Origin of the sequence: Ruminococcus sp. RTP21204st1_B2_RTP21204_210225 (genome assembly GCF_040914135.1) — a bacterium.
Classification (GTDB): domain Bacteria; phylum Bacillota; class Clostridia; order Oscillospirales; family Ruminococcaceae; genus Hominimerdicola; species Hominimerdicola aceti.
The window spans coordinates 1-22,958 of sequence record NZ_JBCPGA010000030.1; the positions used below are offsets into that span (position 1 = coordinate 1).

Consider the following 22,958-nt stretch of genomic DNA (forward strand, 5'->3'; position numbering starts at 1 on the left):
TGCACCATAGCGCAGGAAACGGGATTTGAGAACATCGGCTATTTCTGCCGCAGATTCAAAAAGCTGTACGGCGTTACACCAGCAAATTACAGAAAATACTATCGCAGTGCAGAGTGTAATTCAATGAGAAATATACATTCTGACACAAATGTCCTGTCGGACTGATGAAATAGCTAAACTTGATAAAAAGATATCAGATTTAAGAGAGTATGACAAAATCTGCAAGCAGAGAAAAGAACACCTTAATAATACAACTCAGTTTATTGATGAGATCTTGTCCGAAGGTTCCGGAACAATCTGCACCGCCAACGGTGGGCTGCCTCCGGAAGACCGAAGAAAGCTCTACTATGATCATATCTTTCTCGTTGCATAATTCTTGTTCGAATAAAATGTGTCAAGTGATATTGACAAAACCAAAGCAGCTCTATAGACTTTTTGAGATTGGGTAATTTACTCTATGTAGTTGCTTAAAGTTTATTATACTTCTTTAGTCATCGGTGGGGTAGATGCGGAGGGTTTGACGGTTACTTTTACTGTACAAAATTATTTCCCACAAACCTTTATAAGTGTGGTATAATAAAAGAAATTAAGATCATAGGAGGAAAACAAAATGGATGATATGCTTGATAAATACAGAGGTTCGCTGGTCGGTGGTGCTGTGGGTGACGCTTTGGGGTATGCCGTGGAATTTTGCAGTGAAAGACAAATTTTCAGCGAATATGGAGAAAATGGCATAACTGAATATGCGCTCAAAAATGGCAAAGCCCTTATTTCTGACGATACTCAAATGACGATGTTTACTGCAACTGCGTTGCTGGACGGGATAACAAGGGGCAAGCTTCGTGGGATAATGGGCGACTTTTCGACCTACATGGCATTTGAGTATCAAGGTTGGTATCTGACACAGACCGCAAATTATCCTGTTGATATTGAAGAAAATTATGCGAAATATAGCTGGGTCATGAATTTGCCTGAAATGTTCAGCCGCCGTGCACCGGGAAATACTTGTTTGTCAGCCTTGGCGGCAGGGGGAAAGGGTACTATAGAAAAGCCTATAAATAACAGCAAAGGCTGTGGCGGAATAATGCGTGTCGCACCTATCGGGCTATATTTTTCAGAGGGTAAAATGGATATCGCAAGTATTGATAAGATAGGCGCTGAATGTGCCGCTATTACTCATGGGCATGAGCTTGGATATATCCCTGCGGCGGCTCTTGTTCATATGGTCAGTTTGTTGTCCCACAATAATGATATCACACTGCTTGAAGCTGTTACGAGTTCGGTAAGGACAATGCAGCAGATATTTAACAGAGCTAAATATATTGACGATTTTGTGGAATTAATCGAGCTTGCGGTCAAGCTTTCACAGTCAGGCGACAGCGACCTCGACAATATACATAAGCTTGGCGAGGGCTGGGTGGCTGAGGAGACTTTAGCTATTGCAGTGTATTGTTCACTGAGATATCAGGATGATTTTGATAAAGCTGTATGCACAGCGGTAAATCACAACGGCGACAGCGACTCAACAGGTACAGTTTGCGGAAATATTCTTGGCGCATATCTTGGCTACAATGCAATACCACAAAAGTTTAAGACGAATTTGGAATTTCATGATGTTCTTTTGACCCTTGCAGACGATCTTTACAACGATTGCCAGATGTCTGAATACAGCGATCATGATGACAAGGTATGGCTGGATAAGTATGTTCATAAGACATATGGAAAGAGGGGGTAGGCTTTGAGCGAGCGGAATGACGAACTCACAAGACTTAGTTACACATTGGGCGAGAACATGGAAGACAGGTTTTATGTTTATATGCTGCAAGACGATAATGGAAAGCCTTTTTATATCGGCAAAGGGCAAGGCGGACGAGTGTTTTGTCACGAAAACGACGCTGATAAGCTGTTAGAAGTTATACGCTCAGAAAACGGAGATAGAAATGTCGATTATTCCAAATTATCTGAGAAAATAAAAACTATCATTAAAAGTAGCGGCAAGGTTGAAAAGGTCATAATAAAATGGGGGTTGACCGAAAATGAAGCATTTATGTGCGAATCTGCGCTTATGAATATGTATGATTACATTTTTCCTGAAACGCTCACCAATATTTCTAATGGTCATGCAAGCAATGCTGAAAAGCACTCTCACGCACTTGACGGATATAAAACGAAAGCGAGAAATGTGCAGGATTTTCTTGATAATGTTGCCATAAGAGAAGTGGATTTCAAAGAATACTGTGAAAATATCCCTGTTGTTTTCATTACAATAAATAAAAGCTATCCGCTTATGTACAAGGAAAAATGTGCCGACTTGCAAAGGGAAGATTTTATATACGATTCAGCAAGGGGCTTTTGGGATATAAACATAAGGCGTACAAGGTATGCAAAATATGTTTTAGCACTTTATAGGCAGATAGTGGTAGGTGTGTATCCTGTTAATGAGGATAGCTGGAGAGTTACAACAGATTTTGATGAAAAGGAATTTCCCATATATCCCAAGAAGTATCGAGAAAACGATAAACTGTTGATACAAAAGAATAGGACTTATGACGAGTACAAACGTCTTGGCGGACAGAATGATAAAAAATGGTTTGATACACGTCGGAAGAGAATCGGTTTTGAAAAGTGCAAGCCTGAGAACAGCGAGGAATATTCGTATCTATGCAAACTAAAAGGCACATATCTCAAGGACAGATTTTTCAAAAACCAAATGTCAGTATATAATTATGACGTGGACAAGGACGGAAAGCTGAGATTTTACAGTTCTGCAAACTGGTGTTAATATCATCTATCATTGACGCTGTGAATTTGAATGTAACCGTCAAACCCTCCGCATCTACCCCACCGATGACTAAAGAAGTATAATAAACTTCAAGCAACTCCATAGAGTAAATTACCCAATCCCAAAAAAGTCTATAGAGCTACTTAGACCAAATTAGATGTAGAGATAAAGATAATGAAAACAACGATCGCAACGGTAAAGAACGAATTTCGCCTGACTGAATGGTCAGCCCAGATCCAGGCACAGAAAAGTAGCGGACTTACAGTGCATAAATGGTGTGAAGAAAACGGTGTCAATGTTAATACCGTGTACTTGAATTTTGTTCCGATTATTTCGCTGCTCATTTGTTTTTTATTCCTTGCCTTTAGATTCGTATCTAAAATATGTAATAAAACATTATTGATACTTATTAAGATACATTTGACTAATCTGGAAAATAAATTCCCATTTCATCTTGGTTAAAATCGTATCGTGATATGCTTTCTTCATCTTCAGTTGTACTGTCAAATACTCGAATAGATGATATTTTATCTGTCTGTTTATTATCAAAATGCAGACAAATAAAAGCATCGAAACGCCTTAGTTGAATGCAAATAGTATCATTGACCTCCCATGCGGCTAACAAATTAGAATATGAAGGAGTATATCGTTCTATAAATTTATCCATATTCTTCACAGCTTCCGGATCCTCCAGAAACTCATTGGAAAATATAGTTTCAAGCTCTTCTCGGTCTTTATTATGCATCGCCCCGAAAAATGTGTTTAAAATATCAGACTCGGTTTCACATCCGGGGTAATATATTCCGGCAAGCAGATCTCCGCCGCCTGCTCCTCTCTGATCTTCCTCACATTCTTCAAAAATCAAGCTGTATACGCCTTGGGCAGACGGATCAGTTTCCTGCTGTACCCACTCAGTCCATGTTAATGAATAGCATTTTTCAGTAGTCTTAATTACACAGATCGACCATACACATTTTGCCTGCAAATCAGAAAAAGATTCTGATGACTGATTTCCATAAACTATCTCTAAATTGTCACCCTCAAATATATTAAATATGTATTTGATACCTTCATCAATATCAGGCTGTAATTTCAAAGTCTGCTCTGAAAAAACGCTTTTAAAAAGTTCAGCATCGTTGGTCTCCAAGGCTTGTATCAGAACATCCGAAGTATTTTTCGTTGAGGTTTGATCGATAATTAATTTATCATCATTTTCTATTGAACTTTGGCTATCGTTTAATATAGTACAGCCTGTAGAACTTGCCAATAACAAAGTAAGCAAAACGGATATTGTACTTTTTTTCACATTTAATCACTTCCATTAATCTGGCAAATAAATTCCCGCATTTTCTTCCGATAAATTATAATCACCGATAGTCTTTTCATCGTCTATCTCGGCAAATTTTAGAAAAGATATTTTATCCGTTTGTTCCTTGTCAAGTCTAAAACAAAAACATATCGGAGTATCATTTTTCATGGACGTAATATAAACGGTGATATTTCCATCATCAATTTCCGTCCAGCCTTCGTAAAGTTCTCGCATTGGCTGACAGTAATCAAAAAAGCGATCTATTTCATCGTCCGTTACGCCTGAAGCCAGCATATTGTCAGAAAGCAGCTCACGAAATCTCTCTATGCGATCGTCATGATTTTTTTGCTGATAAATGTTTTTCCAAAGAGTAAACGCCATATCACTTTCCTCGGAATTAGCAGGATACACTACCCCTGCAACAAAAAGATCTTCACCTCCCTGATCCAGTCCGGCATCCGGCCAAATCTGGAGTTTCATGCTGTAGACTCCTTCTTTTTCCTTATCTTTTTCATTTATCGTCCACGCATTCCAAGTAAGCTTATAGTAGTTTTCTGTTGTTTTAAAAACGCATACCGGAGAAACAATGCATCTTTCACCACTGCTCGAATATTTATTTGAGCTTGAATTATTCTGCGTAACTTCAACAAATTCGCCTTCATATATGCTGAGCATATATCCGATCCCTTCATCCAGATCCGGACAAAGATCTTTGGCACGAACAGAAAACAGATTTTTGATTGCGTCCGCATCGTTATTTTCCAAAGCCTTTATTACTGTTTCTGAAACACTCACATTCTCCGTCTGATCAATAATGAGATCACCTTCATAATGGCTGTTCAATTTTTCTACAACAGAACAGGACATTAGGCATAACATCAATATTACGGACATTGTGCAGCAAAGCAAGTTTTTAAATTTTAACATAATATTCTCCTTACCAAATCAGAGTTACAATGTATGAACCCGAATCTTTTTCTGAAATATCCCATTCGACTTCTCCTGCATTAAATTCTCTGAAAGAATCTAACATTATATCTTTGTTTTCTCCAAAGCTCAAAAAAATCTATAGTAGTTACGGCTTGTAGATCCTCAGTTTTAACATTCTGAACCAACGGATCAAATCCAGTTAGCCACCATTGTAATTCATCTGGTTCATGTTTATACAGCTGCTCATCATCACTGAAGATTCCATCCCCATTAGAATCATGATATAATTCAAGAGTCATATCAACAGAATATTCTCTGTTAACCTCGGCATAAAGATATGAGTATTCACCATTTTCCATAATATAATTTCCATACTCATCAATTTCTCCATCTTTCACCTGATAAATACCTGTTTCAGCGCCTGCTCCAAGGTTCATATAGTCGCCCTTCCATGACCATATTATAAATTCTTCTCCTTCATCTTTGGATTTATCACCGTCAAGATCTACCCAAAAAATCTGAGATTGATGAACATCTACGGTTATTTCACCGTCCGAAGCTTTGTTAACCGCAGCTCGGAAAACATCGTCATAGCATGTGGTATAATGTGCATATTGCTGCAAACAATCAGGTCTCATATGATAGATACCATCATCATCCATATCTGCAACAACATTCAATCCAGGAATATATGAAGACAAAATCGGGTGCTTTCTCACAAATACTGCGGCGATTGTTCCTAACTCCGCAATTTTCTTTATCAGCCAGACACCACCTATCTGATAAAATATTCCAACTGCAAAGGTTACGAAATTCCTGAATCCTTCACTATGAATTAATTTGCCTATAAAATTAAAAAAAGTCAAAATCTATAAATTTATTCCATAAATCTTTACACCATTCACAAGCTGAATCAATCCACTCTTTAGCTTTTTCCAACCAGCTCTTTTCGCATTCTGGTTTTAAGTATTCATACTTATCGTAAAAATCATCTTTGCTCTTATTAATAACATCAGCGACATCGCCGTCAATACGCACAACATATTCCGATTATTTTATTGCCAAATGTCCTATTTTTTATTAATATAAATTATTTTATCAGGATCAACATTTTTCAAAAGATATTCTGACATTATTTCAAATCCGTCCATAAGAGTTTCAACAGCAAAATGCTCAGAGTTCACATATATTAAAACTTTTTCATTAACCCCTAATCTAGTATCATTAATTATCCATTTTATCTTTGTTATTTCTGAAACATCCACACTATATTTGGATCCCAAAATCTTCCTAACGGTTATTTTGCTGCCGCTTACTACAATTTTTAATTTTCTTATCCACAATAATGAAATAGCTATTGGAATAAAAATGAATAATATTGTTGAAATATACATAGGGAAATGCGGAGGATCACCAAAAATCGTATACATTACGTTTAAAACAATGAAAAAAGCAGTTATAAAAACTTCACCTTTATAAATCTCTGACGGCATCTTCACAGTAAATTTCGATTTTGATTTCATTGATCAGACCTCCTTCATTTCTTATTAATTTTGTGACAACTCTCTCCATTCGTCATACCATTCCTTAATCCCATCAAAAAACCACTTGCTATATTTTCCAATGTACCTTCAGAAAGTCCTGAAATTACACCATTTCTAATTGTTTTATAATGAAATTTTTTAATACTTCCCTGTTTTAATTTTGTTATTACCATTTTAAATGAAGCATCATAGCTATTTATGCCTGAAAGTCTTTTGAACACCGGAATTTTTTTCGAAAGAGTTTTTGAAAGCTTTCCAGTAATTTTACTTAAAGCAACACTAAAAAAAGCCGCTGTTCCTGTGCTTAAACCAGTATCAAATAATATTTCAAAAGTCGATCGTTTTTGTCCCCCAGTAATATTTTCAAGATTTTCGCCAAAAAACGTTGATATTGCCGCCTCTGCTGAACAAGCAGCAATTGGATTAGTAAGCAATAATAAAACACCGCCAGCAAAACCACCTATCGCTGATCCAATATATGATTGCCAGTTACCATCCCAATCGCCTGTTATCGCACATGAAATAGTATCACTAATTAATTGACCTGAAATGCCTACGATTGCTCCAACTACACCAACAGCAATTACTGGAATTGCCGTTCCAAATGTTGAAATACTCAATATAACAATACCGACAACAATGACAATAGTCACAAACGCACTAACTATTGACTGCCAATTTTCCTTGCACCACTCGCAAGCGTTATCTACTTTTTCTTCCAACCAGCTTTTTTCAATATCCGGTTTTAAGTATTCATATTTATCATAAAAATCATTCTTGCTTTTATTGATAGCATCAGCCGCATTTTAGTCAATAGTCACAACATCGGAAATGTATTCACTAATATTTTCTTTCAATGACTCAAGTGATTTAATTTTGTCCTCTTGGGTCTGCGTTGATGATTTTATTGAGCTGATAACATCATCAACATCACATATGCTTTCATCTATGGAAAGCACTTTTGATTTCAGTGATTTCAAATCAGCATTATCATTAATAAAGGGTGATAATATTTTACGGCATATTCAGGATCATTTTTTATTATTGATGTAATGTTATTTTTTTATTGCTTTGCAATAATCATTTCCTAATTTATAGTATATAGCATTGACAAGGTGCAAAACCATTTTCAATAGTGCCATATGTTTTCTAAGTTCAATTATCTGTTTGCTTTTTATGTGTTTAGTGGTTCGCATCTTCTCATAGTTTAAACCTCGATACAGTATTTCAAATAATAAATATTCCATCTCATCTCACCTTAATTGGTTTTTTCCAAAAATTCATCTGATACGCTCTAATTATATGGAAATGATAAATGAGAAACTTGTTTTACTCTACATCCTAATGCCGTTAGAGTGCGGAGTAATATCAACACATTTTCTTTGTAATCCTTGCTACATTCAAACCAATAATCTGCCCCTTGGTCCACAGAAGCAAAATAGGCTATTAATATTCCTTCTTTAATATATTTTTGAGGCTGACTAATGATAGATGTTGCTAAAAAATCCGTCCAATTAACCTTATTATCAAAATAATATATCATTGACTCGCACGCACAATCAAAATGATTTATATTTATTTTCGCATCGCTTAATCTCAAAAAAATATTAAATGGGTCATTAATGATTTCTGATTTTTCTAAGATTACCTTTGTATCAACTATTTGAGAAAGATGTTCTTCCGGCAATCTGTAACCATGAAAAAATATCTTTTTTCCTTTAGAAAAATCATATAAAAACTCGTTTAATACCTTGGCAGCAGAAATATTTTCATTAATGTCCGAAGTCCAAAAAACAATTGAATCTTTATCTATTCTATATTTTACAAATACTTCATTATTATATCTCATAATGACTAATCCTCACTAAGAAAATAATTTGATATGACACGAGATATACTCGAATCAATTATTGGAGATAAAGGAATATGAGCTTTACTTCCAAACAAAGAAGGAAAATGATAATGTAAATATCTTGACACGTCAAATTCAATTCTAAATGACTTAGAATTATAACTTGAAAAATTTATTGAAATACCCTTAGGATTTGTTGTCGTATAAGATGTTATTTTACCATAATTAGCATTAGAAGTTTTGCCAATTCTAAATAACTCTTTTGCTTTTGAAAGCCAGGAAGAATTTTTTAATAGTGAACCAAAGGCTTTAGAAATGCCATAGCTAGCCCCTGCAAATGCAGCTCCAAATGCACCAGAAAAAGCAGCATTGAAAAATACCTCGCCTAACGAAATATCTTCACCTTTAATTAATATATCTCCTAAATCGCTAATTAGCGAGGAACCCAAGCTCGATGCTGCACCAATAAGCATAGTTTTGCCAAGTCCTAAAGCGGCTTTTCCTCCGGCAGACAACCCAAATCCCATTCCTCCTGAAATAATTCCTGCAATAGCTCCTGAAAACGCTCCGTTTTCAAAGCCATCCCAAAACGAACCTCCTGTAACAGCAGAAATAATACCGCCGAAAAGACCTCCTATGCCTGTGCCGAACAATGCGCCTAATGCCATAGCACCCAATATACCACCGACACCGGTGGCTACTAAAATCACAGCCGCAATAACTATTACTATTGTTATAGCAGCTTTCCAATGCTCCTTGCACCATTCGCCGACTTTTTTGCAGCCGTCTTTGAATTTCTCCCAACGGCTTTTTTCACATTCGGGCTTCATGTAGTAGTACTCGTCGTAAAAATCGTCTTTGCTCTCAATAATAGTCAGAGTTTATACAGTTGTATTTTACTACAACTCCTAATAGTATCTAAAATCTGTGAAACTTTTTTTGTTGCTTGGCAATTTTACACCTCCGTAAGTATATTGGTTAAAGATTCATTAATGGCATCATTATTTCCCAATATACTTCCATATCGGATATTTCAAGATTTTCCACCACATCTTTTCCATTTAGGAATAGCGGTACTTTGTAACCTGCGCACTTGTTATGCGGTAAAATATAATTGTTATTTGCCTTACGCCACTTTTCATAATACTCTGAAGCTAAGCATACCAAATGATTAGTGGGAATTTCTTTATTGTGAAAGTCATAAAAGTTAAAATCAGTATCAAAGGCTTCACCTGTTCCTGGCTCAAACATCAGTACTGTATCCGTCTCATTATAAATTGCAAAACTCCGTCCTAGCCAATCATAGCCAAAAACCATTATTTTTCCCATTGCTGGCGGAAATGTTTTACCTATTATTTCATTCCATTTTTCTCTATCTTCTAGATTATGGATTCTGTATAGCCCATTTAAGAATGATTTACCATTATAAACCTCTAAAAACTCTCTTTCGCTTTTAATATCCAATTTTTCATTATTCTTAATGAATTCGTTAAAATTTTCGTACATGAATTAACACTCCTCAATAATTTATTGTCGATTGACCATTGTAAATTTCCTTATTATTGTACCGTAATCAAAATCTTTAATCAAATAGCCTATTTGTTTGCCAAGACTCCTATTTACACTTTTATCCAAAGGCTTTCCATTAACTTTTACATCAGGATTTCCGCCAAGTTGTAAATCTATTGTGTGATCAATATCTTTGCCAGCTGGTATCGAATCTTTTCCAAATGCCTTCTTATATTCTACAGACGGAGAATCATTTCTTTCAACCTTAGTTTTTACAGTATCAGCATCCGATAAAGCTTTACATTTTGCATCGGCTTCTGCTCGTTGCTCTGGTGTCCAATCCTCTTTATATGATAGCTCAGCATCATATGTACCGTCATCATTTTTTATCAACTTGCAATTTGCATTATGAACCCAAACCCCATTCTCACCAACATAGTAAGTATGATAGTCCTCTACCTGAAAATTATAAACCTTAACAGGATTTTTTGCAAGTTCAAGACGAGTATTTCCTACAACTAAAATGTTATTGTTTACATCAAGTAGTTGAGCACCTACCCAAAGTTCACAAGCATTTACAAATCCTCGCTCTCTTACATAGAACGGATGATCAAATGTCGTGATTATTTCTTCTCCATTTATTGTAAGATGAACAAGTTTGTTCACCTCTCTTATGTATGTTTCAAGTACAGTTTTTTCAGCAGTTTCAAATGTTTCTGGATCTGTTGAAATGACTTTATCTCCTGACTTTATCTTTTCTATGGCAACCATTCCAGCAACCGCCATGACAAGCGTTCCTGCCACAAAACATGACGGTTTAACTCCTGCACTGTTAGCTGCCTTGTTAAATCCGCTGTTCATTCCGCCTGTAATACGGCAACACCGGCTATGCTAATCTGTGCAAATTGTAAATTTCTTCATTCAATTAGTTAAAAAGACCAAATTGATTTATCTCTTTCATTAAGCTTTTGCTCTATCTTATTTTCTATTATAAAAAAATATATGTCTTTAATAAAAAGCTCTAAAACTTCTTTTTGTACAATTGCGTAAAGGGTATTATTTTGTCTACTATTCTCACTTTTAACATCAAAATGTATTGAATCTATTTCGCAATCCGCAGAAAACTCACCTAAAAGCATTGTAAATAATGGATTATAACCTTTATAATTAATATATACATTCTTTAATAAATTATTATCAACAATCTTTATCCTTAAATCAATTTCGTCAAAAGCATAAATCTCATAGTTTTCTTTCTTTTCAATTTTGTACATATGATTACTCCTTAATAACTATTAAAATTTTCATCATAAAGTCCTACACATGCATCCATTGCCGGATTTGTTCTCATCGATGAACTGATAATTTGTTCTGGTGTCTTGCCACTAGAAATTAACGCATCATAAGACCTAGTTTGCATACGTTCTAAAGCAGCATTATATCCATTTTCATTTATAATATTTCCATCTAAATCGAGATAGGAATTTAACCTTGTTTGATTACGATAATCACAAATTGAATGTGCTATTTCTTCTGTAGAACATCCTTTATTTTTCATATCAGAAACTAAATCGCATATTGATCTATCATCTTCAATATACTGAATTCTTTTTTGCCTTGCACTTTCAACAAGTTCCGGATCTGACCAATCCTCATTAGCGAAATTTTTCAAACTGCCATCTTTTTTGGGTTTATAGCCATACACTGCATTGGGATCTTCTTCAGCATCAGCTAATACTTTGGGATTATCACTAGGATTATTATCATAATGACCGTTACCATATTTTTCTGCATTATGAACTAATACACCTAATTCGCCAACATGATATGTATGAAACTCATCTACCTGAAAATTATACACTGTAACAGGTTTCTCTGTCAACTCAACATCAAAATTTTCAACTAAAAGAACATTGCCATTAGCATCAAGCAGTTCATCCCCAATTTTAAGTTCGCCAGCAGTGACAAAGCCTTTATCTTTTACATAGAACGGGTGGTCGGATGGTCAACAGTTGTAACGACTTCTTCGCTGTTCACAATAAGGTGTCATTTAGATGATAGACCTTCGATACAAATCATATACCTCAGTATCATTGCTTTCCAACAAGTCTTCAAAAGCGTCTACACCATTTTCGTTTAAATAATCCAGTTCATTGTCCGAGATAGGTATTGCAAACAGCCAGTTTACTATATGACCGTCAATAAGATGGCCTTGCAAATCCTCCCAGTATGACGGGATAGTGTAATAAATATGCCTCATTTCTAAGTTTTTATAATAATCATCAATAACATTCATGTTCACCATCCCAGGAGTGTACGAATAATGATCCTTGATAATATTGAACGCACAGGACGCTAATATATTAGGAAAACTTGTGAACTCACTCGTGCACATACCTATAAATTCCACCCTGATTTCTCTTCCTTGTCTATCCACAATTTCTATTGGATACTCTGACAAACCAATAGTTGAATATGTTGTAAGGCCAACATCTGGCCTATTTTCACCAATGTATATATCGATCTTATGACTTTCGGTTTCATCAGAATATGAAATAACCTTCGGCGTTAGTTTTACGGCCTCGTGAATGATTTTAAAAATCTCTTTTTTGTTTTGCATATTTTCCATATTGCACCTCCAAAAATTTATTTTGTTATATACATACTTTAAATACCAACTAATGCAATAATAGTTATTTAACTACCAATTCAAGCTTATGACAAATAATCTAAAATCATGGTCCTAAATATTGATCTGTCATATCTTCACAAGAATGACTTCTATTTGAACTTGGAAGTTCTGGGCGATAGTGGGACGAATCATTGTGTTCATCTAAAAACTGTTTTCTGTCTATACCACGTTCCTGTGCACTTGCTCGATGTTTTCTAAACTCATAACCAGGTTTATGCCCCATATCCCAAGGCTCATTGGGGTTAATTGGTTTTCCTGTTTTAGGATCACGAACAATTCCATCAGGAGAATTCGCCTTTGCTTCTTCCCATGTTTTATCCCTAACGCCTTTACGATAACCCGATGGACGTTTATATGCATCCCCTGCATTATGTACAAGTATGCGAAAACCACCAACATAATAAGTATGGAAATCCTCCACCTGAAAATTATACACCTTTACGGGTTTATCTGTCAACTCAACATCAAAATTTTCAACTAAAAGAACATTTCCGTTTACATCAAGAAGTTCATCACCAACTATTAGTTCTCCTGCTTTGATAAAGCCTTGATTTTTTACATAGAACGGGTGGTCAACAGTTGTAACGATTTCTTCACCGTTCACAGTGAGATGAACAAGCGTTGTTACCTCTCTTATGTAGGTTTCAAGAACAGTTTTCGGAGAAGTTTCCATTGTTTCAGGGTCTGTTGAAATGACTTTATCTCCTGACTTTATCGTTTCTATGGCAACCATTCCGGCGACCGCCATTACAAGCGTTCCCGCCACAAAACATGACGGTTTAACTCCTGCACTGTTAGCTGCCTTGTTAAATCCGCTGTTCATTCCGCCGGTAAAAACAGCTACACTTGCTATAGTCGTCTGAGCTACATTGTATATAGAACTCTCATGCAAAGCCGCATTAAAGTCACTAAACCAGTTATCACCAAACAATATCTTTGAACCTAATGCGAGAGTATCAAAGCCTCCCATTACAAATGTGATAGCTCCACTGATTTGCGTTCAATAATAAAGCTTAAGTTCATGAATAAAACTAGATTTACTCATCATCTTCTAATAATGCTTCTCTGTCCATTTCTTCCTCAACTTGCTCTTCTGTCTGCTTGTATGATACAAGTAAATTATTCAGATATTCTTCACTTGTTAGCTTTCCCTCTACATAGATATAGCTATTTATTCCTTCTTTGGACAAATCTTTTTTAACGTGTAAAAGTGTCTTTATTCCGTTCGCACGTATAATATCACACTTATACACATAATCGTTGTTTGAAACAATTTGTTTGATTTGTGAAATGGGTAGTTCTTGATATTTACGTATAATTTTAGCCATAGTAGCTGTGAATACTGAACTCTCCAGTTTTAAGCCTACAGTTCTCATAGTAATCTCCTTAAAAATCAATTATTGTTTTAATGGGTTCTCCTGGCAAACTATTACGGAAATTGCCACCGTGCCAACCTTTTAAGTGTTCATTAAAAGTAGCAGGATATATTACTTCGCTGTTTCCAGACAAATGTGGGTATTTTGAAACGCTGTACGTATGATGTCCTTGTATGGTTTTTCCATTGTAAGTAGGGCGTTTGCCGTTTAAGATATCAGCCTTCTGTTGAGGAGACCAATTACGCGTTCCATTCTCACCCTTTTGTAACCTAATCTGTTCTTGATCCCAAAATTCATTTACTGCATCTTGCCGCCTAGCAGAAATTTTCTTATTCCATTCAAGCTTTTTATACTCATCTTTAGTTATTGTTCTATCTCTAACCTTAGATTCTAACCTTGACTTTTCTTTGGCACTAATCTGCTTATATTTAGAGGGATGTTCCCGAGTGTCCAAGCCCTTAGTATGCTCAGCCATTATTTCCTTAGGCGATTGATTATAATCAGCATTATGCACCAACACATAAAAGCAACCAACATGATAAGTATGGAAACCCTCCACTTGAAAATTATACACCGTAACAGGTTCGTCTGTCAACTCGACATTAAATTTTTCAACTAAAAGAACATTTCCGTTTACATCAAGAAGTTCATCACCAACTATTAGTTCTCCTGCTTTGATAAAGCCTTGATTTTTTACATAGAACGGGTGGTCAACAGTTGTAACGATTTCTTCGCCGTTGATCACTAAATGAATAAGCTTAGAATCTTCTCATATATAGATTCAAAACGCAAGTTAGAAAATAGATAAGTGTATACTCTTTTTCCTGTTAAAGTTGTGTCTTCAATCCTAAAGTAATTACCATCTGTATCATATACTAATTGTTTTCCCGTTTTAGGATTATTATATATCTCCTTGCCGCTAAAAGCTGTGAAACTTTTTCTTGGTTGCTTGGCAATTTTACACCTCCGTAAGTATATTGGTTAAAGATTCATTAATGGCATCATTATTTCCCAATATACTTCCACATCGCATATATCAAGGTTATCCAGTTCGTCTTTACCACCTAAAAACAGAGGCACTTTATAACTAACACAATCCTTATAGGCCAGAGGTTTGTAGTCATTTGCTTTATACCAATATTCAAACAAGTCCGACACAAGACACTCAATAGGATTTTGGGAAATGAGTTCATCATGGAATTTTATTATATCGGCATCGGTATCATAAACATCACCTGTACCAGGTTCAAAAAGTATCACCATATTCGTTTTCTTTTCCAAAGCAAATATACGACCCATCCAATCATAACTTAAAACTGAAAAAGTATCTTTATATTTAGGAAAACAGTCACCAACAATATCATTCCACTCATCAATATCATTTTTTTCAAAGAATCTGTACATTCCGTTTAAATAACTTTTACCAGAGACAGCATTGATAAAGTCTTTAATTGAACGGCAACTCTTGTTTTCATCAACAAATTTAAAAAAATTTTTAAACATTCCCTTTTATCGCCTCATCACATTCTGAACATCGATTGATTATTTGCCATATTTCTCTTTAATTTCTTCATACCAACTCATAAATTCCGACACAGGTGATATTCCACTCTTGGTATAGTTATCATAACGGTAGGATGCATCGAATTTATGAGTAGCAACATCAAACTCCAACTTATATTCATTAGGACCTTTGCATTGATACATATCGCACAATTCAACCAGTTTGTCAATATCTTTTATTCCGATCGATAAAAACTCGTCAGAGGCCTCATCATCGGCAAAATTCCCAGCAGGTATAACTCTCTTTCCTTTAACAAAAATAGCATTGAACATTTTCTGCGATGTATCTTGATAAATATAAATATATATTTTATCAACACTTCCGTTGGTATATTCCATACATAACGAAACAAATTCTGACTGTAAATCAGTGAATGCGTCTTCAAAACCTTTGATCATAATTTTCTCCTACTTTTTTATTAACCTTGCAACTTGCATTATGAACCCAAACACCAATTTCACCAACATGATAAGTATGGAAATCCTCTACCTGAAAATTATACACTGTAGTGGGTTCATCTGTCAACTCAACATTAAATTTTTCAACTAAAAGAACATTTCCGTTTACATCAAGAAATTCATCACCAACTATTAGTTCTCCTGCTTTAATAAAGCCTTGATTTTTTACATAAAACGGGTGGTCAACAGTTGTAACGATTTCTTCGCCGTTTACTGTAAGATGAACAAGAGTAGTTACCTCTCTTATGTATGTTTCAAGGACGGTCTTTTCACCAGTTTCCATTGTTTCAGGATCTGTTGAAATGATTTTATCTCCTGACTTTATCTTTTCTATGGCAACCATTCCGACAACCGCCATGACAAGCGTTCCCGCCACAAAACATGACGGTTTAACTCCTGCACTGTTAGCTGCCTTGTTAAATCCGCTGTTCATTCCGCCGGTAAAAACAGCTACACTTGCTATAGTCGTCTGAGCTACATTGTATATAGAACTCTCATGCAAAGCCGCATTAAAGTCACTCAGTGTCAATCGTATTCAAATATGATACTATTTTAATATTCAAAACAGATAATTTTTGATTTGACACATTAATATATTTCTTACAATTTTCCGTTATTTCATAACGAAAATGAATATTTATTACAAAATTATCAAATTGCTTATCTGGATAAATATCTGCATATTGCTTACTCTCAATATACCACAAATATGTATTGAGCTTATCTTGTAATATAACAATATGATCAAATTCAAACTTACCCTCAAAGTGCAAATGATCATATATTTCCATAATTAAGGTTTTATTATCATCATCAAATGCTATTCCATCAATAACATTTACATCTGTAACAGCCATATATTTCACTTCCTGTTTTAAATTTGGTTAAATGAAATTTTATTTACCTCTAATCGTATTGATTGGTGTACCTTCAGGAATTACATCTACAGGTTTAAAAACACCACCACCTTCTCCAGTAACTACAAGATCTTTATTTAAAGCTCCTGTATCAAATCCATTAGCCTTTTGATTAGATGTGTATGGTGCAGTTTGACTCGCTTTATACTCTTCAATAAAATGATTTCCATCTGAATCTAAAGCAATACCATCGAGGTAATTTCCACCATTTCTCATGGCATTTCCATTCGAATCCATTGGCTTTACTGAAACTTGTGTTTCTGCTTCAGGGTGAGCTTCTTTCAAATTAGAAAATTGTTCTTTCTCAAATTTTCCCATTTTCTTGATTTTTGGTAACGGTTTCAGCCTTTTTCCCTGAATAATCCTTGCTAGCATTATGCACCAACACGCCCAATGTACAAACATGATAAGTATGGAAATCCTCTACCTGAAAATTATACACCATTGGAAACTTTGAGTTATCTGCGTAACTAATATCTAATCACTGTTACATAATTCCCACATATCCATAAACAAAGCATTTCCCACAGTCATTTGGTTAGTTTCTTCTCTGTCTTTAAACTTTTTTATACCTGGATATACTTCGTCCATATCATTAATATATAATCTTGAATAACCTTTTTCTGTGAGAAAATTGCAAATCGTTTCATCAACATCAAATTGCTTTTTACTATACGGCTCATTCCTGAATCCATCAAGATATAAATCCATTCCGTCAGTATCAGGATTGGCAATAGAAAATTCATCTTGAAGGTAGAAATACTTAACTATCTTGTTTATTTGCAGTAGCGAAACATATTCAATTTCACCTTCTGAAAAAGAACACCTATTTACAACAATTCTAATCTCTGAAGAAGGCTCGTTTGAATCAAAAAACTTCTCAACATTTTCAGATTTGGTCTTTATTTTTTCCAATAGTTCATCAAGAAAATCAACTGTGTCCCTGCACTTTGAAATAAATAATTCTGTATTTCCGTTTATGTATATATCTTCTATCGCTTTTTTTATATCATTTTGCATAAAATATTACCTCGTTATATCATTACTTTACTATTAAATCGTGTTGACCCGATGTATCAGCAGGTTTTGTATTATTAAAATCAAAATCTACCCCTCTTAAAGTCCTTAGCAGGAGAATATTTTCTACCAAAATTATGTACCAGCGCACAAAAGAAGTCAACACGGTAGGTGTGAAATATTTTAATTAGACGTCTTTACTGTAATATTTTTTTGCATCACTTAGGCTGACCTTTTTGATATAACGTAACTGTCAGTCCTTCCTCGCCCATAATTTCTTCGCCAATTTCTACTACGATATCTCTGCTTGGGAAAAGCGAATTAACTCTGAGTTGCCAAAAATACTGAATTGCCTTTGCAAACTCCTCAATATAGTCATCTGAACTATTTATAACGTCACATTCTTTGACTAAACTTTGCAATGACCAACTATTGACGAACATCTCAATATCTTTAGTATTTTTATAAAGTTTCCTTAATTCCATGATATTTCCATTATAGAACTCAGAAATAAATATACAATCATCAACTTCAATGATCTCTGGACAAAACAAACTAGCAAAACTAATTGCCGTTTCAATATCGATGAATTAGCAACATAATTCATTAAAGACCTGCCCTGTATTTTAGAGAAATCATGTAGTATCCTCTCATCAACTATGCTTTTAAATATTTTCATTTTAATCACCGATTTTCTAATAATTCTCTTGGAACAGGACCAATTAATTTCATATCACGTGGATATAAGTGTCCGTTCAGAGCAATATCATAGACTCTTGCTTTGACTCTCTTTGTAGAAATATCCAAATTTAATCTACCATCCGCCCCATAAACCAATTTATGTCCACTCTCTGTATTCACATAGGTATTCGGCTGGCCTTCAAGAGGTCTTGAACCTCCACTTCTTCCACCAGTTCTTATTGTTCCATCATATTTAGTTTCCTTGATTTTTTACAAAGAACGGGTGGTCAACTGTAGTGATTATTTCTTCACCGTTCACATTGAGATGAACAAGCGTTGTTACCTCTTTTATGTAGGTTTCAAGAACAGTTTTCGGAGAAGTTTCCATTGTTTCAGGGTCTGTTGAAATGACTTTATTGATTGCAACAATTACTCTACTTTAACCTTTTTATATACTCATCTATTCCCATAACAAGCACCTCTTGCAACATTTCTAAATAACTTTTTTCCCCACCACTTTTTTTAATCATAACATCAAACACTTGTTTTAATTTACCATCAATCATAACTGTAATACCAGTTACCTTTTCACCAGTATTTGTATTTTCAAATTCTTCCGACATAATACGCATTTTATTATCCATTACGCACTCTCCTTAGATTTCACTCTATAATTTTTCCATTAGTGGCAACTTCTTCTATCCATTCAGACCATGGTGCTGGTAATTCATAACTTCGACCAGGTGTAGATATATCAGTTAGCTTTGGAGCAGTTCCCCCTTGATTCAACGGATTTGAGCGATAACCATCTTGGCTTATTGTATTTTCTTGTAATAAGTCATCAAACCACTTTGGTACCTCAAATTCAACTGTATATGCTTCATTTCCTCGAACTTCATTTTTAAAATAAGTTGAATGTTCTCCGTTATCTATGCTAATATTTAAATTTTTATTCTTGTTAGCAATTGAAATTGACCCGTTTTCATTTACAGTTATTTTTTGTTGACTAGAATTACTGCTGCCATCTCCTCCTTGAACTCTTCGATATATAACAGTCTCTTCATTTTCACCAAATGAAATCGTGTCATCTTCACCTATTTTGCGATACTCGGTTTCACTTAAGTTATAATCTGCATTTGCATTATGAACCCAAACACCAATTTCACCAACATGATATGTATGAAACTCATCTACCTCAAAATTATAAACCTTAACAGGTTCTTCTGTCAACTCAACATCAAAATTTTCAACTAAAAGAATGTTTTTGTTTGGGTCAAGAAGTTCATCACCGATTGCAAGTTCTCCTGCTTTGACAAAGCCACGACTATTTACATAGAACGGGTGGTCAACAGTTGTAACGATTTCTTCACCGTTCACAGTGAGATGAACAAGCGTTGTTACCTCTCTTATATAGGTTTCAAGAACAGGAGTTCGCTATAAGTTCAGATAAGCGACCATCTATCGAAAGTGTCATTTTATCACCTCGTCATTACTCAATTGAAATGAACCATATCATAAGGATAATACTGCTCATTTTTCAAATCGTCATCTACAAAACCAAGTCTTTTGGCAATAGCACCAGCTTCAAAACACCAATATCCATAATACTGATATTTATTCACCAGTTCATGTGTACCATACCAAGCACTATCTACAGAGCCTTTATACCATCCTCTCAAATATTTTAGAAAAGCATCTCTATCTTCATCGTTAATGCTTTTTACTAACTTTTTGTATGGACGAGGGAAGGATATTTTCGATGTATCAAACTCACTTTTATTTCCAATGAGGATAAAATCTAATAATGAATCATATGTTTCAGATTTCCTCAATTTATTTTTAATTATATTCAACTTACCATCGTCCAAATTCAGAAGATATGCTAAAGAAGCAAAAATAATATTGCTCTCGTATACTGAATCATCCCAAGCTTCACCAAACAAATCTAAAGAAGATTCAAATTCTTTTTTTATTTCTTCAATTGAATCACCTTTTGAATACTTAGCGATTATTATCCCGATTTTTTTTTGTAAAATGTAATCTTTTACAAAAAGCATCTTGTCATTTAAGTATTTTCCAGCAGCAATACCCTCTTCAAATCTTTTGATTCCTTCTGACATTTTCAAAATATACTCATCAAAATACTCTTTTGATTTAATTGTATCTCGCATAATATTCTCCTTAATATCAAAAATTCTCGATGTAAATAATTGTCTACTTTAATGACTTAACACTAGTTGTAACATTTACTAAACCGTTATCGTTACTTACATTTACTCTGAACAATTCCTTAACAGTATCACCAGTTGCAAGTCCTTCGATTATGTCATCTGGGTCATCGACTATTTTTCCTATATTATTTTTTATCTTAGTAAATTTCACCTTTATTATTGTTTGGCACTAATAAAAGAGGTCATTCTATTTCAAACCATTTCCATGGCTGCGTTTCATCATCACGAAAAGCGCCGCATCCTAGAGGAAGATCACATAATTCACCAATAGAAGAATCAATCTGCTCCATTTCCGAAATCGATATTATAGCAGCACTTTCTTCACCAACGTCCTCTCCATCCAAAAATTCCCACATTTCATCTTCTTTATCATGGAAAACTAAAACTACTTTCTTTTTTTTGTTAATAATATCTACAGTTGTTATTACCATTGTATTTTCATCAATATCAAACATAATTTTTCCTCACTTATTTGATTTAAAAATATTTTCTTCTCTTGATAAAACCTGTGCATTAGAATAACTATTACTTCCTCCACTGCTTCTTGGCTTTATGTGGTCAATTTGAACTTCCAATGGATCTGGCGTTACGTTTAGCTTACTTTGAGTTGCGGGAACAAGTTCTTTTCCTGACATATCAGATTTTATTTTTCCGCAATTTCGTCTCATATTTTCTTGTATTATCTGTCTTTTTTGAGCCTTTGTAAACTTTTTCCCTTCACCTACATATTTTGAATCTTTTAGATTAGAATAATCACCAGCATTATGCACCAACACACCTAATCCGCTAACGTGATATGTATGGTAATCCTCTACTTGAAAATTATACACCTTAACAGAATCATCTGTCAACTCAACGTCAAAATTTTCAACTAAAAGAACATTTCCGTTTACATCAAGAAGTTCATCACCAACTATTAGTTCTCCTGCTTTGACAAAGCCACGATCATTCACATAAAACGGGTGCGTTTCAGTTGTAACAATTTCTTCGCCGTTGATCACCAAATGAATAAGCTTCGGATCTTTTCTTATGTAGGACTTTTATGATGATTTTAGTTAGTCTTCCTGCGGATCATATATCCATACCAAATCACATTGTAATTCGTTACAATATTTTTTTAATTTATTTAAATATTTATCGACAACATCTGGGCAATTTTGGGAAAAGAAGATTTTAATACAAGGCTGTTTATCAAATTCAGGATATTGTTCAAACAATTGTCCTGATTTTATAAAGCCTATATAGTTTTTTAATTTATCTTGAAGCAATTGCCAATGAGCTACTATTGCTTCTTCCTGCCATGTTAAATGGTCACTTATACCCATAATTATATGATTATCTTCAGCATAAATGTAATCAATACTGTTTTTCTCAAGTACAGACATTAGTTACCTCCTATTAATTTCATATCATCTAGAATGGAGCGAGTTATACCATTCCTTGTCGTATATCCCTTTAAATGTCCAAGTATAGTGCCGCCTAAAAAGCCGTCTTTTCCTTTTCCTCTTATCATGCCACCAATTTTTTGATTTTGGGTATATGGAGCTGTATCTGATGCTTTTACCTCATAAAAAAAATCATTTGTTATTTCATCTGCTCTAACATTATAATCCACCAAATTGCCATCGTTATCAAATGGTTTTATAGTGATTTCCTGTTTGGTTTCGGGGTGTTCTTTAAGCAATTTTTGATGTCTTTTTAAATCTGATTTGAGCTGATTGATATATATAATTTTTCTTTGTCTCTGAGACCTCAGCTCATTTGCTCTGTTTTCATAGTTATTAACTTCAGAACAAGCGTCATAATATCTACTTCTAGATTCATAGTAGTAATCTTCATAATCCATAGGTATTAACACCCCAATCACGAATATTTGCTGAGTTTTAATTTCCCAATGACCAACATTAGATATTCCGTAAACATAACAATAGGAATAGTTTTTTCTATGGGCTGAAAAATCACTGATACTGCTAGCCATATGAATAATTCTATTGATAAGATCAAATAGGCTCTTTTTTTAAATACGCTAATTTCATCTCTGTCTAAAGACTTGTTTTTATCTTCGACAGTGGCAAAAGCAAAGCATACCACCATAC

At 34.6% G+C, this 22,958-nt stretch carries 33 protein-coding genes and 3 pseudogenes; 3 read left to right on the top strand and 33 right to left on the bottom strand.

Features of this window, described 5'->3' with window-relative positions:
* Positions 1 to 6 precede the first annotated feature (6 nt).
* From AB5123_RS10040 to AB5123_RS10050, 3 genes are all read left to right on the top strand, one after another.
* Complete coding sequence (locus AB5123_RS10040) at positions 7 to 165, top strand: helix-turn-helix domain-containing protein (RefSeq protein ID WP_368364773.1); 159 nt, start codon at positions 7 to 9, stop codon at positions 163 to 165.
* Positions 166 to 610: 445 nt separating this feature from the next.
* Positions 611 to 1,735, top strand: a complete 1,125-nt coding sequence (locus AB5123_RS10045) for an ADP-ribosylglycohydrolase family protein (protein WP_337812524.1) — start codon at positions 611 to 613, stop codon at positions 1,733 to 1,735.
* A 3-nt stretch (positions 1,736 to 1,738) separates the two neighbouring features.
* Positions 1,739 to 2,782 carry a hypothetical protein gene (locus AB5123_RS10050; protein ID WP_288163133.1) on the top strand — a complete coding sequence of 348 codons (1,044 nt, stop codon included), beginning with the start codon at positions 1,739 to 1,741 and terminating at the stop codon, positions 2,780 to 2,782.
* A gap of 424 nt (positions 2,783 to 3,206) precedes the next feature.
* Here the strand turns inward: AB5123_RS10050 and AB5123_RS10055 are convergent, their stop codons facing one another.
* The 33 genes and pseudogenes from AB5123_RS10055 to AB5123_RS10215 all read right to left on the bottom strand — a co-directional run bounded on the left by AB5123_RS10055 (position 3,207) and on the right by AB5123_RS10215 (position 22,956).
* A complete protein-coding gene (locus AB5123_RS10055; protein ID WP_117893171.1) occupies positions 3,207 to 4,088 on the bottom strand; it encodes a DUF5104 domain-containing protein in 882 nt (293 codons plus the stop codon).
* Positions 4,089 to 4,103: 15 nt separating this feature from the next.
* Positions 4,104 to 5,018: a DUF5104 domain-containing protein gene (locus AB5123_RS10060; protein ID WP_347512770.1), complete on the bottom strand. Its 915-nt coding sequence runs from the start codon at positions 5,016 to 5,018 to the stop codon at positions 4,104 to 4,106.
* An 80-nt stretch (positions 5,019 to 5,098) separates the two neighbouring features.
* A complete protein-coding gene (locus AB5123_RS10065) occupies positions 5,099 to 5,887 on the bottom strand; it encodes a hypothetical protein (RefSeq protein ID WP_368364765.1) in 789 nt (262 codons plus the stop codon).
* A complete protein-coding gene (locus AB5123_RS10070; protein ID WP_368364766.1) occupies positions 5,874 to 6,059 on the bottom strand; it encodes a hypothetical protein in 186 nt (61 codons plus the stop codon). The genes AB5123_RS10065 and AB5123_RS10070 overlap by 14 nt, the downstream gene beginning before the upstream one ends.
* Before the next feature lie 32 nt (positions 6,060 to 6,091).
* The gene (locus AB5123_RS10075) at positions 6,092 to 6,544 is read right to left on the bottom strand and encodes a hypothetical protein (protein WP_337812522.1); all 453 of its coding nucleotides are present in this window, start codon (positions 6,542 to 6,544) and stop codon (positions 6,092 to 6,094) included.
* Positions 6,545 to 6,558: 14 nt separating this feature from the next.
* On the bottom strand, positions 6,559 to 7,287 hold the full coding sequence (locus AB5123_RS10080) for a hypothetical protein (protein ID WP_267302031.1): 729 nt from the start codon (positions 7,285 to 7,287) through the stop codon (positions 6,559 to 6,561).
* Positions 7,288 to 7,371: 84 nt separating this feature from the next.
* A complete protein-coding gene (locus tag AB5123_RS10085) occupies positions 7,372 to 7,545 on the bottom strand; it encodes a hypothetical protein (RefSeq protein ID WP_181983850.1) in 174 nt (57 codons plus the stop codon).
* A 314-nt stretch (positions 7,546 to 7,859) separates the two neighbouring features.
* Positions 7,860 to 8,414, bottom strand: a complete 555-nt coding sequence (locus AB5123_RS10090; RefSeq protein ID WP_118124855.1) for a hypothetical protein — start codon at positions 8,412 to 8,414, stop codon at positions 7,860 to 7,862.
* A 5-nt stretch (positions 8,415 to 8,419) separates the two neighbouring features.
* Positions 8,420 to 9,247, bottom strand: coding sequence for a hypothetical protein (locus AB5123_RS10095; RefSeq protein ID WP_337812540.1), 828 nt, complete (start codon positions 9,245 to 9,247; stop codon positions 8,420 to 8,422).
* Positions 9,248 to 9,395: 148 nt separating this feature from the next.
* Complete coding sequence (locus AB5123_RS10100) at positions 9,396 to 9,923, bottom strand: DUF1851 domain-containing protein (protein ID WP_117893150.1); 528 nt, start codon at positions 9,921 to 9,923, stop codon at positions 9,396 to 9,398.
* A gap of 21 nt (positions 9,924 to 9,944) precedes the next feature.
* Positions 9,945 to 10,736: pseudogene (locus tag AB5123_RS10105) on the bottom strand (polymorphic toxin-type HINT domain-containing protein); the annotation flags it as partial.
* 119 nt (positions 10,737 to 10,855) lie between these two features.
* Positions 10,856 to 11,200 (bottom strand): hypothetical protein, encoded by a 345-nt coding sequence (locus tag AB5123_RS10110; protein WP_117859462.1) that lies wholly within the window; start codon positions 11,198 to 11,200, stop codon positions 10,856 to 10,858.
* Between the two features lie 506 nt (positions 11,201 to 11,706).
* A pseudogene (locus AB5123_RS10115) lies at positions 11,707 to 11,972 on the bottom strand (polymorphic toxin-type HINT domain-containing protein); the annotation flags it as partial.
* 4 nt (positions 11,973 to 11,976) lie between these two features.
* Positions 11,977 to 12,555: a suppressor of fused domain protein gene (locus AB5123_RS10120; protein WP_242989022.1), complete on the bottom strand. Its 579-nt coding sequence runs from the start codon at positions 12,553 to 12,555 to the stop codon at positions 11,977 to 11,979.
* A 106-nt stretch (positions 12,556 to 12,661) separates the two neighbouring features.
* On the bottom strand, positions 12,662 to 13,588 hold the full coding sequence (locus AB5123_RS10125) for a polymorphic toxin-type HINT domain-containing protein (protein WP_368364767.1): 927 nt from the start codon (positions 13,586 to 13,588) through the stop codon (positions 12,662 to 12,664).
* A 67-nt stretch (positions 13,589 to 13,655) separates the two neighbouring features.
* Complete coding sequence (locus AB5123_RS10130) at positions 13,656 to 13,994, bottom strand: hypothetical protein (protein ID WP_117878352.1); 339 nt, start codon at positions 13,992 to 13,994, stop codon at positions 13,656 to 13,658.
* Between the two features lie 10 nt (positions 13,995 to 14,004).
* Positions 14,005 to 14,739 carry a polymorphic toxin-type HINT domain-containing protein gene (locus tag AB5123_RS10135; RefSeq protein WP_368364768.1) on the bottom strand — a complete coding sequence of 245 codons (735 nt, stop codon included), beginning with the start codon at positions 14,737 to 14,739 and terminating at the stop codon, positions 14,005 to 14,007.
* 236 nt (positions 14,740 to 14,975) lie between these two features.
* Positions 14,976 to 15,497, bottom strand: coding sequence for a T6SS immunity protein Tdi1 domain-containing protein (locus tag AB5123_RS10140; RefSeq protein WP_368364769.1), 522 nt, complete (start codon positions 15,495 to 15,497; stop codon positions 14,976 to 14,978).
* 39 nt (positions 15,498 to 15,536) lie between these two features.
* Positions 15,537 to 15,956 (bottom strand): hypothetical protein, encoded by a 420-nt coding sequence (locus tag AB5123_RS10145; protein WP_195249773.1) that lies wholly within the window; start codon positions 15,954 to 15,956, stop codon positions 15,537 to 15,539.
* A complete protein-coding gene (locus AB5123_RS10150; RefSeq protein WP_051706443.1) occupies positions 15,940 to 16,449 on the bottom strand; it encodes a polymorphic toxin-type HINT domain-containing protein in 510 nt (169 codons plus the stop codon). Before AB5123_RS10150 ends, AB5123_RS10145 begins: the two co-directional genes overlap by 17 nt.
* Positions 16,450 to 16,531: 82 nt before the next feature.
* Positions 16,532 to 16,873 carry a DUF6572 domain-containing protein gene (locus tag AB5123_RS10155; protein WP_038671371.1) on the bottom strand — a complete coding sequence of 114 codons (342 nt, stop codon included), beginning with the start codon at positions 16,871 to 16,873 and terminating at the stop codon, positions 16,532 to 16,534.
* Between the two features lie 39 nt (positions 16,874 to 16,912).
* Complete coding sequence (locus AB5123_RS10160; protein WP_256322180.1) at positions 16,913 to 17,308, bottom strand: hypothetical protein; 396 nt, start codon at positions 17,306 to 17,308, stop codon at positions 16,913 to 16,915.
* Positions 17,309 to 17,410: 102 nt separating this feature from the next.
* Positions 17,411 to 17,953, bottom strand: a complete 543-nt coding sequence (locus AB5123_RS10165) for a hypothetical protein (RefSeq protein ID WP_279022520.1) — start codon at positions 17,951 to 17,953, stop codon at positions 17,411 to 17,413.
* 215 nt (positions 17,954 to 18,168) lie between these two features.
* Positions 18,169 to 18,435: a hypothetical protein gene (locus AB5123_RS10170; RefSeq protein WP_038671365.1), complete on the bottom strand. Its 267-nt coding sequence runs from the start codon at positions 18,433 to 18,435 to the stop codon at positions 18,169 to 18,171.
* Between the two features lie 449 nt (positions 18,436 to 18,884).
* A complete protein-coding gene (locus AB5123_RS10175) occupies positions 18,885 to 19,061 on the bottom strand; it encodes a polymorphic toxin-type HINT domain-containing protein (protein ID WP_367616892.1) in 177 nt (58 codons plus the stop codon).
* Between the two features lie 4 nt (positions 19,062 to 19,065).
* Complete coding sequence (locus AB5123_RS10180) at positions 19,066 to 19,275, bottom strand: hypothetical protein (RefSeq protein WP_117924929.1); 210 nt, start codon at positions 19,273 to 19,275, stop codon at positions 19,066 to 19,068.
* Between the two features lie 19 nt (positions 19,276 to 19,294).
* Positions 19,295 to 20,060: pseudogene (locus tag AB5123_RS10185) on the bottom strand (polymorphic toxin-type HINT domain-containing protein); the annotation flags it as partial.
* A 64-nt stretch (positions 20,061 to 20,124) separates the two neighbouring features.
* Positions 20,125 to 20,802, bottom strand: coding sequence for a PoNe immunity protein domain-containing protein (locus tag AB5123_RS10190; protein ID WP_368364770.1), 678 nt, complete (start codon positions 20,800 to 20,802; stop codon positions 20,125 to 20,127).
* A gap of 242 nt (positions 20,803 to 21,044) precedes the next feature.
* A complete protein-coding gene (locus tag AB5123_RS10195; RefSeq protein ID WP_207660832.1) occupies positions 21,045 to 21,317 on the bottom strand; it encodes a hypothetical protein in 273 nt (90 codons plus the stop codon).
* Positions 21,318 to 21,326: 9 nt separating this feature from the next.
* A complete protein-coding gene (locus AB5123_RS10200; protein ID WP_368364774.1) occupies positions 21,327 to 21,893 on the bottom strand; it encodes a polymorphic toxin-type HINT domain-containing protein in 567 nt (188 codons plus the stop codon).
* A 24-nt stretch (positions 21,894 to 21,917) separates the two neighbouring features.
* The gene (locus tag AB5123_RS10205) at positions 21,918 to 22,247 is read right to left on the bottom strand and encodes a DUF6572 domain-containing protein (RefSeq protein ID WP_051706430.1); all 330 of its coding nucleotides are present in this window, start codon (positions 22,245 to 22,247) and stop codon (positions 21,918 to 21,920) included.
* Positions 22,247 to 22,840, bottom strand: coding sequence for a hypothetical protein (locus tag AB5123_RS10210; protein WP_148303562.1), 594 nt, complete (start codon positions 22,838 to 22,840; stop codon positions 22,247 to 22,249). Before AB5123_RS10210 ends, AB5123_RS10205 begins: the two co-directional genes overlap by 1 nt.
* A complete protein-coding gene (locus AB5123_RS10215; protein ID WP_038671353.1) occupies positions 22,726 to 22,956 on the bottom strand; it encodes a hypothetical protein in 231 nt (76 codons plus the stop codon). Before AB5123_RS10215 ends, AB5123_RS10210 begins: the two co-directional genes overlap by 115 nt.
* Between the last annotated feature and the right edge of the window lie 2 nt (positions 22,957 to 22,958).